Source organism: Amycolatopsis sp. NPDC058340, assembly GCF_042723975.1.
GTDB lineage: Bacteria > Actinomycetota > Actinomycetes > Mycobacteriales > Pseudonocardiaceae > Amycolatopsis.
The window spans coordinates 111,375-122,847 of record NZ_JBHXIB010000018.1 but is presented as its reverse complement, the minus strand read 5'-3'; the positions used below and the strand labels follow the sequence as shown (position 1 = coordinate 122,847).

The 11,473-nt window shown below is 69.6% G+C and carries 9 protein-coding genes; 4 read left to right on the top strand and 5 right to left on the bottom strand.

The window, feature by feature from the left end; translation table 11 throughout:
* Window positions 1–94 precede the first annotated feature (94 nt).
* The 3 genes from ACFWIW_RS21515 to ACFWIW_RS21505 all read left to right on the top strand — a co-directional run bounded on the left by ACFWIW_RS21515 (window position 95) and on the right by ACFWIW_RS21505 (window position 3,006).
* A complete protein-coding gene (locus ACFWIW_RS21515; RefSeq protein ID WP_378370054.1) occupies window positions 95–976 on the top strand; it encodes a LysR family transcriptional regulator in 882 nt (293 codons plus the stop codon).
* Between the two features lie 75 nt (window positions 977–1,051).
* Window positions 1,052–1,966 carry an alpha/beta hydrolase fold domain-containing protein gene (locus ACFWIW_RS21510; protein ID WP_378370053.1) on the top strand — a complete coding sequence of 305 codons (915 nt, stop codon included), beginning with the start codon at window positions 1,052–1,054 and terminating at the stop codon, window positions 1,964–1,966.
* Window positions 1,963–3,006, top strand: coding sequence for a quercetin 2,3-dioxygenase (locus ACFWIW_RS21505; RefSeq protein WP_378370052.1), 1,044 nt, complete (start codon window positions 1,963–1,965; stop codon window positions 3,004–3,006). The genes ACFWIW_RS21510 and ACFWIW_RS21505 overlap by 4 nt, the downstream gene beginning before the upstream one ends.
* Here ACFWIW_RS21505 and ACFWIW_RS21500 read toward each other — a convergent pair whose 3' ends face one another.
* Together ACFWIW_RS21500 and ACFWIW_RS21495 are read right to left on the bottom strand one after the other, a co-directional pair.
* Complete coding sequence (locus ACFWIW_RS21500; protein ID WP_378370051.1) at window positions 3,007–4,335, bottom strand: MFS transporter; 1,329 nt, start codon at window positions 4,333–4,335, stop codon at window positions 3,007–3,009. It lies immediately after the preceding gene.
* Window positions 4,332–5,558: a M20 family metallopeptidase gene (locus tag ACFWIW_RS21495; protein ID WP_378370050.1), complete on the bottom strand. Its 1,227-nt coding sequence runs from the start codon at window positions 5,556–5,558 to the stop codon at window positions 4,332–4,334. Before ACFWIW_RS21495 ends, ACFWIW_RS21500 begins: the two co-directional genes overlap by 4 nt.
* 116 nt (window positions 5,559–5,674) lie before the next feature.
* Here ACFWIW_RS21495 and ACFWIW_RS21490 point away from each other — a divergent pair, with 116 nt between their 5' ends.
* On the top strand, window positions 5,675–6,706 hold the full coding sequence (locus ACFWIW_RS21490; RefSeq protein ID WP_378370049.1) for an Lrp/AsnC family transcriptional regulator: 1,032 nt from the start codon (window positions 5,675–5,677) through the stop codon (window positions 6,704–6,706).
* 70 nt (window positions 6,707–6,776) lie between these two features.
* Here the strand turns inward: ACFWIW_RS21490 and ACFWIW_RS21485 are convergent, their stop codons facing one another.
* The 3 genes from ACFWIW_RS21485 to ACFWIW_RS21475 are packed head-to-tail and all read right to left on the bottom strand — an operon-like array spanning window position 6,777 to window position 11,380.
* On the bottom strand, window positions 6,777–8,315 hold the full coding sequence (locus ACFWIW_RS21485; RefSeq protein ID WP_378370048.1) for a S8 family serine peptidase: 1,539 nt from the start codon (window positions 8,313–8,315) through the stop codon (window positions 6,777–6,779).
* A gap of 27 nt (window positions 8,316–8,342) precedes the next feature.
* On the bottom strand, window positions 8,343–9,803 hold the full coding sequence (locus ACFWIW_RS21480) for a trypsin-like serine protease (RefSeq protein WP_378370047.1): 1,461 nt from the start codon (window positions 9,801–9,803) through the stop codon (window positions 8,343–8,345).
* A gap of 26 nt (window positions 9,804–9,829) precedes the next feature.
* Entirely contained in the window at window positions 9,830–11,380 is a 1,551-nt protein-coding gene (locus tag ACFWIW_RS21475; protein WP_378370046.1) for a S8 family serine peptidase, read from the bottom strand.
* Between the last annotated feature and the right edge of the window lie 93 nt (window positions 11,381–11,473).

The following is an 11,473-nucleotide window of genomic DNA, read 5'->3' as shown; positions in this document are numbered from 1 at the left end:
CTTCCTCCGAGGAGAGCGCGGATGCCCGAAACCGACGACCTCGCCCGCCCGGCGGTCACCACCGGGCACGCGGCTCCCTGAGCGGCGGACGGCCATGGACCTCACCATTCATCACCTCCGGTGCTTCCTCGCCGTGGCGGAGGAGTGTCATTTCGGCCGCGCCGCCGCCCGGCTGCATCTGAGTTCGTCCGCGGTGAGCGAGCAGATCGCCGCGCTGGAACGGCGGCTGGCCCGCACGTTGTTCCAGCGCACCTCCCGCAGCGTCGAACTGACCGACCACGGCCGGGAGCTGGCGCCTCGGGCCCGGCAGGCGATCGCGGCCATGGACGAGGTACTGGCCTGGGCACGGAAGACGGCCGACGAGCCGAGCGTCCGGGTCGGCCTGATGGTTTCCAGCCCGGGGTTCCGCCGCATCATGGCGGCGGTCGCCGACGAGCTGCCGCAGGTCCGGTGGCAGATCCGGCAGCTCGGTTTCGTCGGCTGTCACGACGCGCTCGCCGCGGGCGAGGTGGACTGCGCGTTCGTCGCCGAACTCGGCCGGAATCCGGTGCCCGCGTTCGAATCGGTGCCGTTGTGGGCGGAACGGTGCGTGCTGGTGGTGCCCGGACGGCATCCGCTCGCCGCGCGGGAATCGGTACGGCTGGCCGAGCTGGACGGCGAGACCTTCGTGTCCGTCGAGGACGAGGAAGCCGCGCGGCACTGGACTTCGCCACTCACCGAGGCCGGCGTCACCCCACGGTTGCTGCCGGTCGCCAGGAACTTCGAAGAGGTGCTCGAACTGTGCGGCGCCGGGCAAGGCGTCAACGTCGCCGGGGAATCCGCGCCCGAGACCTACGCGCGTCCGGGCCTGTCGTTCGTGCCCATCACGGACGCCCCACCGGTGACGACCTACCTGTACCTGCGCCGGGAACGCCGCTCCGGCGCGCTGGAGCGGTTCGTCCGGATCGCCGTCGAACTCGGCGGCGTGGCGGGCTGATCATCCGGATCCGCCGGACGATCGTGCGGACGATCGCGCTGGTAAGTCCCGGTGCGGGCGACGAAGCTTGCGGGCATGGCACCTCGTTCCGCGCCCCCGTCCGAAGCGGTCCGGGTGGACGCCGACGTCGTCTTCGCCCGGCGGGACACCGGAGACCTGCTGCTCGACCTGTACCGCCCGGTCACCGGCGGCACGGTCCCGGTGGTGCTGTGGCTGCACGGCGGCGGCTGGTTCACCGGCGACCGCACACTGGCCCCCGACCTCGCACGGCACGCCGTGGCCACCGGCTGCGCGATGGCGGCCATCGAATACCGGCTCTCGTCCCAGGCGTTGTTTCCCGCCCAGTGGCACGACGTCCGCGCCGCCGTGCGGTTTCTGGACGCACACGCCGGGCGCTACGGCCTGCGCCCCGGCGCGGTCGGGCTCTGGGGCGCGTCGGCCGGTGGTCATCTGGCCGCGCTCGCCGGGCTCACCGGGCATCTCGCCGAGGTACCGGGCGAGCGGGAAAGCGGTGCCGTACCGGTACGAGCGGTGGCGGTGTCCTATCCCCCGGTCGATCTCGCCGAGGTCGTCGCCGACGCGGAGGCGGCCCGTCCGGGGCTCGACGGGGAGTCCACTCCGGAGGCCCGGTTGCTCGGCGGGCATCCCGCCCGGCTGCCGGAGCAGGCCCGAACGGCCTGCCCGCTCACCTGGATCAGCCCCGGGGCGCCACCGTTCCAGCTCTCCCACGGCACGGCCGACGTGCTGGTGTCCCACCGGCAAAGCGAACGCCTGCACGCCGCGCTCGTGGCCGCCGGTGTGCCGAGCGAGCTGCACCTCCTCGACGGCTACCGCCACGGTTTCCTCAATCCTCCCGGCCGCCTCGACGTCGCACTCGGCCAGGTGATGGACGACGGCAGGCTGGCGGCGGAAGGCGAACGGGCCGCGTTCGGCTTCTCCGACATCCACGACTTCTTCCGAAAGCACCTCACGACAGGAGAAAACCGGTGACCAGTCCGGATACGGAGACCATGCACGGACTCGCGCCCGTGGTCGGCGCCCTTCCCGGCGAACCGGTCCCCTACTACCTGGCGAGCGGCGAAGGCCTGCGATTCGAAACCGGGGGTCTGCTGTGGACGGTCATCGCGCGGGCGCGGGACACCGGCGGCCTTTTCGACGCGGCGTTCGTGCTCGGCCCGCGGGGAGCGGAGATCCCGTTCCACAGCTTCACCGGGCACCAGCGCTCCTTCCACGTCTTCGAGGGCAGCGCTCAGTTCTGGCTGCCGGGTGAGAGCCGGGTGCTGGTCCCCGGCGACTCCGTGCACGTCCCACCGGGAACCCCGGTGGCCTGCCGCATGCTGAGCCACCTGACGAAGGTGCTCCAGTACTCCGCGCCCGGCGGCGCCCTGGACGGACTGGCCGGGACAGCGAACGTCGAACGTCATCTCTACGCGGCGGGTGCCGACGTCACCGGGGAAGTTCCGTCGATGGCGACGCGGCACGACCTTCCCCTGGTGGCCCCGAGCGCCGAATGGGACGACACCCTGCCCGCGGGCACCGAGGGCTATTTCCTGCGCTCCCGCACCGGAGAGCGGCGGGGCTGGCCGGACGCGGTGAACTCGTTCCTTGCCCGCGGCCGCAACACCGGGGGCCACTACGTCGCGGTCAACACCCTCGCCGCGCCGCAACCGTACGTCATCCGGCATTTCCACCGGCGGCACACCGAGAACTTCCTGTGCCTCTCCGGCCGGATCTGGCTGTGGGTCAACGGCGAAGAGATCCTGCTGACCCCCGGCGACTTCCTGCACGCGCCGGCCGGGGCCGTGCACAGCTTCGCCGTCACTGCGCACAACACCCAGCTGCTCGGCCTGCTCACCTCGGACGTCTTCGAGCCGTTCTTCGACGTGACCGGGGTGCCGACCGACGACCACGTGCACACCGAAGGGCTCATCGATCCGTCGGTGGTCGCGGGCGGCATCCGGGCGAACCCGGACCTGGACGTCGTCGTGGTCGGCGGACCCCCGGACCGGGTCCGTGCCTCCGGGCTGTAGTCAGCGGGCGACGGTCCTGGGCCCGACTCCCGCCTCCGCCTTCTCGTGCAGGTCGACGCCCCGGGTTTCCGGGAGGGTGAAGACGACCAAGGCGCTGACGACCATGAGCACCATGCCGTAGACGACGAACAGCGACGGGTGGCCGTTCTTGGCGAGGAGCGTCTGCAGGTACGGCGCGGTACCGCCGAAGGCCGCGACCGCGATCGAGTACGGCACACCGACGCCGATGGTCCGGATGCGGGTCGGGAAGATCTCCGCGTAGACGGCCGGGCCGATGGAGGAGAACCCGGCCATGAAGATCAGCGCGATCGACATCGCCAGGAACAACTGCCAGGCCTGGTCGCCGACCATCGCGTTCAGCGGGAAGCTCAGCACGAGGAGCCCGGCGATCGCGATGAACAGCACCGGTTTCCTGCCGATACGGTCGGACAGCCTTCCCCACAACGGCAAGGCGATCAGGAAGATCACGTTCGCGAACACGCCTGCCCACAGCGCACCGGTCGGGTCGACGCCGCGCACGGTGATCGCGTACGACGGCGCGGCGACGGCCCACATGTAGTAGATGACCGTGGCCCCGACGGTCAGCCCGACGACCTGCACGAGCAGTTTCGGGTTCTGCTTGATGGTCTGCCAGATCCGGCCCTTCTCGGCCTTCTTCCCGGCGGCGTCGTCCTTGGCCGTCTCGGCGAGGAACACCCCGGTTTCCCGCATGCGCAGCCGCATGTAGAGCGAGTAGAGCCCGAAGACGCCACCGAGCACGAACGGGATCCGCCAGCCGAAGGAGAGCATTTGCTCATGGCTCAGCGCGCCGGAGAGGACCGCGCCCAGCAGCGTCCCCGCGAGCACGCCGCAGGTACCGGAGAAGTAGATCAGGCTCGACCACAGCCCGCGCCGGTCGGGCGGGGCGACCTCGGCGATGTAGGTCTGCGCCGACGGCAGCTCACCGCCGTGTGCGAGACCTTGCCCCAGCCGTGCCACCACGAGGATCACCGACGCCCACACGCCGATTTGGCCGTACGTGGGGGAAAAGCCGATGACGAGGCTGCCACCGGCGGCGAGCGCGACCGTCAGCGTCATCGACAGCTGACGTCCTTTGCGGTCGGCGATCCAGCCGAAGACCAAACCGCCGAGGGGCCGGGCGGCGAAGCCGACCGCGAAGACCGCCAAGGTGCTCAGCAGCGCCGAGACCTCGTCCTGAGCGTTGAAGAACTGTGCGGCGAAGAACGACGCGAACGTCGCGTAGATGTTCCAGTCGAACCATTCCATCGCGTTGCCCGCGCCGAGCCCGAAGAGGGTACGGCGGCGGTCCTTGCCCGCGGTCACGCTCATCGGGTGGCTCCTTCGGCGAAGCGGTCGAGACGGCGGACGGCGAGTTCGGCGTAGACGGTGGCGGCCCTGGACAGCACGGACGGATCGAAATCGGCGTACGGGCTGTGGTTGTTGGGGGCGGTGTCCGGCTCGAGCCCGGGCATCAGCGCACCGAGCCCGAGGAACGTGCCCGGCACCTCGGCCAGCACCCGGGAGAAGTCCTCGGAACCGGCCACGGGATTGGGCAGTTCGGTGTAGTACTGCTCGCCGATCGTCTCGCGGACGACCTCGGCGCCGAACGCGGTCTCGTCGACGTCGGTGACGGTGACCGGGTACTCGCTTTCGAACACGACGTCGGCGGTGACGCCGTGCGCCCGCGCGACGCCGTCGATCGTCTCGCGGATCGCCGTGTCGAGCAGCGCGCCGGCGGCGTCCGAGAAACAGCGGACGGTGGCCTCGAATTCGGCGGTGGCGGGGATGACGTTGCGTTTGGTGCCGCCGCGGATGACGCCGACGGTGAGCACCGCCGGGTCGAAGATGTCGAACCGCCGGGTGACCATCGTCTGCAACGCGGTGATCATCGCCGCGGTCGCGGAGATCGGATCCTTGGCGCGGTGCGGCATCGACCCGTGGCCGCCCTCACCGTGCACGGTGACGAGCAGCCGGTACGACGCTGACATCAGCGTGCCGGGACGGCTGGCGAATTGCCCGCTGGGCAGCATGGACGAGAAAACGTGCAGCCCGTAGGCCGCGTCGGCACGCCTGCCCGCGGCGTCGAGCACGCCTTCGCGGAGCATCACGCCGGCGCCGTCCCAGCCCTCCTCGCCGGGCTGGAACATCAGGACGACGTCGCCGTTGATCCGGTCTCGGTGGGTGTGCAGGAGCCGGGCCGCGCCGACCAGCGACGTGGTGTGCAGATCGTGGCCGCAGGCGTGCATGGCGCCGTTCGTGGCGGCGAAGTCCAGCCCGGTCGCTTCGGCCACCGGGAGGGCGTCCATGTCCGCGCGCAGCAGGACCGTGCGCGGCCGGGCCGCATCCCGGCGCGTGCCTTCACCGCGCAGCACCGCGGTCACCGACGTCGTGTCGGTCCCGGTGGAGACCTCCAGGCCGAGCCCGTCGAGTTCACGCAGAACCCGCTCCTGGGTGCGGGGCAGGTCGAGACCGATCTCGGGTTCGCGGTGCAGGTCGCTGCGCAACCGGACCAGCTCGTCCTGCAGGCTTCGAGCGTCGTCGTGAAGGTCCACCGGTCGATCTCCTCTGCGTCGGACGTCGGCGTCTTGGTCGTCGAGTGTGCGAATCCACGTCCGATATCGGGCTAGAATTGTCGGAATCGCTCAACGAACGGCCCCTGGAAGCACAAATGGTGATCGGTTCGCTGGATGAGGAGGACTTTTCGCTCATCCACGCTCTGCAACTACGGCCCCGGGCCACGTGGGCGCAGCTGGGCGACGCCCTCGGCTCGTCGCCGGTGACGCTGGCGCGGCGATGGGAGCGGCTGCGCGACGGAGGCGGAGCCTGGGTGACGGCGTACCCACGCGTGCCCGGGCAGTCCCGGGTCCAGGCCGCGTACGTCGAGATCCGCTGCGCGAGCGGTCAGGTGCGGGAACTCATCCGCGAGCTGTCCACCTGGCCGTCGGTGGTCAGCATCGAGGAGGCTTCGCGTGAGTACAGCCTGGTGCTGACCGTGTTCGGCCTCGGCATGCACGACCTGTCCACGCTGCTGCTGGACGCGATCCCCGGGCTTCCCGGTGTCCTCAACATCCGTTCGCATCTGGTGTCCCGGTTGCACGTCGAAGGCAGCTCCTGGCGGGTGGGCGCGCTCGACCGGGGGCGCGTGCAGGCGTTGTCCCAGCTGCCGCCGTCCGGCGGCGCGGGCGGGCGGCAGACGGCGCTGCAGCCGTGGCAGGAGCCTTACTCCGCGCTGACCGCCGCGTTGGGCGAGGACGGGCGCCGCACCGCCGCGGACCTCGCCCGGCTCACCGGCCGTCCGGTGTCGACCGTCCGGCGCCAGCTCGGCCATCTGCTCGCCGCCGACGCGCTGACGTTCCGCTGCGAGATCGCGCAGGGGCTCACCCCGTCGCCGATCGTCGTCAACTGGTGGTGCCAGGTACCCGTCGCGCACGTGCCGACCTGTGTGGACCGGCTTCGGGCCAACCCGGCGATCCGCCAGATCGCGAGCCTGCCCGGCCCGGCGAACCTGCTGGTGACCACCTGGATGCGCTCGATCGAGGAATCGATGCGGATGCAGGAACATCTGGAACAGGACCTGGCCCCGTTGTCGATCGTCGACTCGGCACTGATCCTGCGGACGGCCAAACGGATGGGCTGGCTACTGGACGATCTGGGCCGCAGCACGGGCTTCGTCGTCACCATGCCCGCGCGCCGGGGGTGAAGCCGGGAAACGGCACCGGGGTGGGACCGGACTCGGCGTCCGGCCCCACCCCGTCTCCCATCGCACCCGGTCAGAACGTGACGGTGAACCCGTCGATCGATCCGGTGTCGAACCGGTAGACGTCCTGGGCGCTCAGCTTCCAGGTGCCGTTGGCGTTCTCGCCGGAAGCGTCCACCGTGTACGTCTCGTGGACACCGCCCGCCGTGCCGACCCCGCCGGAGTTCTTGAGGCGGTACGCCTTCCCGCTCGGCCCGATCAGGTCGAGCACCAGATCCGCGGTGTAGGTGTGCGAGATGTCCACCTTCACCGGCAGCGACGAGGACGCCTTGCCGTCACAACCGTCCTGCGTCACCGCGCTCGTCACGGCGGCGCCGGCGTCCGGAATGGACACCGGGTTCGTGTTCGACTTCGTGCCGCACTTCGGCGCTGGGCCACCGCTCCCGATGAACGAGACGTTGAGCAGTTTGTTCAGCGAACCGCTGCCCGGGTTCTTGACGACCCCGTCGGAAGCGTTGTTCACCAGCGCGTCCCGGACCTGCTTCGGCGTCGCGGACGGGTTGGCCGCCAGGTAGAGCGCGGCCGCGCCGACGACGTGCGGCGTCGCCATGGAGGTCCCGTTCATCACCGCGGTGCCGCCGCTGCTCGGGCTCAGCGAGGTGATGTTGCTGCCCGGGGCGAAGATGTCCGTGCAGGAACCGTAGTTCGAGAACTGCGACCGGTTGTCGCCGGAGTCCGTCGCGTTCACCGTGATGGCTTCCGGCACTCGGGCGGGACTGGTGTTGCAGGCGTCGGTGGAGGCGTTGCCCGCCGCGATGCCGTAGACGACACCCGACGCGATGGACCGCTTGACCGCGTCGTCACCGACGCCCGGCGCGTCCGTGGTGAGGCTCATGTTCGCCACGGCCGGTTTCACCGCGTTGGCCGTCACCCAGTCGACCGCGTCGATGATTCCCGAGTCGGGCCCGGTGTTGTCGCAGCCCAGCACCTTCAGCCCGACGATCTTGACCTTCTTCGCCACGCCGTAGGTCTTGCTGCCGATGGTGCCCGCGGTATGGCTGCCGTGCCCGTTGCAGTCCTTGCCGTCGCCGCCCATGAAATCCTTGCCGAGGCTGGCGCGGCCTTCGTATTCCGGGTTCGACGGGTTGATGCCACTGTCGAGGTCGTACGCGGTGACGCCCTCGCCGCTGTTGCCGTAGGTGTACTTCTTGTCCAGCGGCAGGCTCTTCTGGTCGATCCGGTCCAGCCCCCAGGTCGGGTTGGCCTGTGTGTCCGCACCGCGGGCCGTACCGTCCTGGTAGACGGCCTTGACCGACGGATCCGCCGCGAGCCGGCGTGCCTGCTTCTCGGTCATCTTCTTGACCGAGAAGCCGTTCAGCGCGGCCGACCAGGTGGAGCGGACTTCGCCGCCGAAACGCCGGGTCAAAGACGCGGACGACGCCTGCGCGGTCGCCATCCCGTCCTTCAGCACCACGATGTACTGGTCGCCGTAGTGCTGTTTCGCTTGGATCACCACACCTTCGGCTTCGGCGGCGACGGCGTTCCCGGCGCCGAGCGCCAGCAATGGGGTCAGTGCGCCCAGCACCACCAGGAGTTTTCGAGGATTACGCATGGTGGATCACCTCCGTGGTCGTCGTGGTCACTGGACGGTGAGGGTGTACGTGGCGGTCGAGGTCTTGCCGGAGCCGTCCTTCGCCGTCACCGTGATGGGGTAGGTACCGGCCTGGAACGGCGGGAAGACCTGCATCGTCGAGGTGCCGCCGCTGGAAATGGTCTGCGGGTTGAAGAACGGCGCGAACGGCAGACCCGGTCCGGAGGCGGAGAGCGTGATGGAACCGCTGCCGCCGGTCACGGAGACCTTCGTGCTGACCATCGAACCCGGGCTGGCGGTCCCGGAAGCCGGATTCAGCGTCACCTTGAGATCGCCGGGCTCGCTGCCGCCCCTGCCGACGGTCAGGGTCAGCGTGGTGGTCGCGGTGTCGGTCGTTCCCTTGCCGGAGACGGTGACGGTGTAGTCCCGTTCCGGCGTGCCCGCCGCGGTCTCGATCGTCAGCTTCGCGGTGTCGCCGGAGTTGATGGTCGACGGCTGGAAGGTCGCCCTGGCTCCGTCGGGCAGCCCGGACGCGGTCAGCGCGACGCTCTCGCTGCCGTTCTTGCCCGGTTTGCTGGTGATCGACGTCGAGATGTACTTGCCGGGGTCGACCTTCACCGAACCCGGTGACGCCGCGAGGGTGAACTTGTCGGTACCGGGCACGTCGCCGATCTGCTGTTTGACCCAGTCCCCCATCTCGTTGTTCAGGCGGCTGTAGACGCTGTACCACTTGAAATCACTGCGGCTCCACGAAGTGATGCCGACGACCACGCCGTTGACGACGAAGGGGCCGCCGCTGTCGCCGGGCAGCACGGTCTTGCGGCCGTCGGGGTAGCCGGCGCAGATCATCGTCCTCGGGTCGACACCGTTCTCCACCCCGGTGCACTGGCTCGGGTCGACGATGGGCAGCGTCAGCTTCTGCAGGGTGACGTCGGCGGGGCTGTCGTTGTAGGTCTTCTTGCCGTAACCGAGACTGAACCCGTCCTTGCCCGGTGCCTCCAGCCCGGTGTCGGCCGAGGTGGCGACCTTCGCGTATCCGCCCGCCGGGACGGGGATGTCGCCGTCGGTGGTGATGATCGCGACGTCGTAGCCGTTCCAGGGCTGGGTGTACTTCGGGTGGACCTGATAGTCGACGGCCTTGAGCCGCGTGCCGCCCGGGGTCACCAGATCGTCCAGTCCATAAAGGACGGACTTCTCGCCTGCCAGTTCCTTGCAGTGTGCCGCGACCATCACCTTGCGTGGCGCCACGACCGACCCGCTGCAACTCTGCCCCATGGGCCGCGAGCCGCCTTCACGCAGGGCCGCGATCGCGAACGGATAGTCCTTCACCGAGGCCGGCACGCCACCGATGCCCTGGGCGTTCGCACCATCGGGGAGCCGGACGTCACCGGTCGGCGCGACGGCGGACGCGGTCGGCTGGGGTGCCGCCCCGGCGGTGCCGCCCGCGATGGGGATCGACAGGGCCGTCATACCCAGCGCCAACAGGCCCAGGATTCTTTTTCTCTGCACGGTTCTTCCTTTCACAGGGAGGGAAATCAGAAGGTCAGGCCGAAGCTGTCGATGACGCCGGTGTCGAAGCGGTAGACGTCCTGGACGCGCAGCTTCCAGTCGCCGGAACGGTTCTCGCCCGAGGTGTCGACGGTGTAGGTCCTGGACAGGTCGATCGAGCTTTCGCCACCGGCCTGCTCGAGGTTGACGACCTTGCCGCTCGGCGTCACGAGGTCGATCTTCAGGTCGCCCGAGTAGGGGTGCTTGACCGCCACGGCGACCGAGGTGCCCGAAGTGCCCTTGGCATCGCAGGAGCCGATCGTCACGGTACTGGTGACGGCGTCACCGGCGTCCGGGATCGCGACGTCCTCGGTGCTGGTGCCACCGGCGCAGGACGGCGGATTCGGCGTGCCGCCGTCGAGGAAACCGGTGTACAGCAGCTTGTTGGGCGAGCCCTTCGTGTCGGTGATCTTGCCGGGCGTCGTGTTGTCGAGCAAGGCCTGGGTGACCTGCGCCGGGGTGGCCGACGGATTCGCGGTCAGGTAGAGCGCGGCGGCGCCCGCGACATGCGGGGTGGCCATCGAGGTGCCGCTCATCTGCTGCGTGCCGCCGCCGTTGCGGGTGGAGGTGATGTTGCTGCCCGGCCCGAAAAGGTCGGTGCAGGTGCCGTAGTTCGACGACTGCGACGAGTTGAAGATCGACCGCCTGTCCTGCGCGTCGCTCGCCGCGACCGTGATCGCCTCGGGTGTGCGGGCGGGCGAGACGTTGCAGGCGTCCTGTCCCTCGTTGCCCGCGGCGACCGTGACGGTGATCCCCGCCCGGATCGCACCCTGTACCGCTTGGTCCACGGTGGACGTCGCGCCGCCGCCGATGCTCATCGTGAGCACGGCGGGTTTCTTGGCGTTCTTGGTGACCCAGTCGATCCCGGAGACGATCGTCGACCACGGCGCGCTGGAGTTGCAGCCGAGCACGCGGACGGCGACGATCTTCACCCCCTTGGCGACGCCGTAGGTCGTACTGCCGACGGTCCCCGCGACGTGGGTGCCGTGGCCGTGGCAGTCCGAAGCGTCGCTGTCGTTGTCGACGAAGTCGTAGCCGCTGCTCGCGCGTCCGCCGAACTCGGACTGCCGGTAGTCGGTCCCGGTGTCGAGGACGTAGACGGTGGCGCCGTCACCCTTGTTGGCGTACGTGTACTTCTTGTCCAGCGGCAGATCCTTCTGGTCGATCCGGTCCAGTCCCCAGGTGGGATCGTTCTGGGTGTCGGTGCCGTGGGCGATGGCGTCCGGTTCGACCGTGGCGACCGCCGGGTCCGCGGCGAGTTCGCGGGCCTGCGCCTCGGTCATGCGACCGGCGAACCCGCGCAACGCGGCGCCGTAGGTGCGGGTGACCTGCGCGCCGTGGGACGCGGCCAGCGAGTGAACGTCGGCGGCGGAGGCCTGCCCTGGTTTGAAGGTGACGAGATAGGCGCCCGGGATGGCGCCGGGGCCCCCTTTCAGAACGGCCTGTTCGCCCGCGGAGGCGACGGCAGGCAGGACGAGGGCGGCGGACAAGGCCGTGGCGAGGACCAAGACCTTTCGAGGACGGAAGCGTTGACGCATCGGCTTACTCCTGATGGTGGGGAATCGGCGCGATGACAACAGTGAATTTCGGCAGGGCCGAGAACAATAGTGGTCGTCCACGATGGACTACCC

What these genes read in the sequence shown, in the direction of transcription:
- ACFWIW_RS21515 (WP_378370054.1), top strand. Translation starts at nt 95, where the DNA reads ATGGACCTCACCATTCATCACCTCCGGTGCTTCCTCGCCGTGGCGGAG.
- ACFWIW_RS21510 (WP_378370053.1), top strand. Translation starts at nt 1,052, where the DNA reads ATGGCACCTCGTTCCGCGCCCCCGTCCGAAGCGGTCCGGGTGGACGCC.
- ACFWIW_RS21500 (WP_378370051.1), bottom strand. Translation starts at nt 4,335, where the DNA reads ATGAGCGTGACCGCGGGCAAGGACCGCCGCCGTACCCTCTTCGGGCTC.
- ACFWIW_RS21490 (WP_378370049.1), top strand. Translation starts at nt 5,675, where the DNA reads ATGGTGATCGGTTCGCTGGATGAGGAGGACTTTTCGCTCATCCACGCT.
- ACFWIW_RS21485 (WP_378370048.1), bottom strand. Translation starts at nt 8,315, where the DNA reads ATGCGTAATCCTCGAAAACTCCTGGTGGTGCTGGGCGCACTGACCCCA.
- ACFWIW_RS21475 (WP_378370046.1), bottom strand. Translation starts at nt 11,380, where the DNA reads ATGCGTCAACGCTTCCGTCCTCGAAAGGTCTTGGTCCTCGCCACGGCC.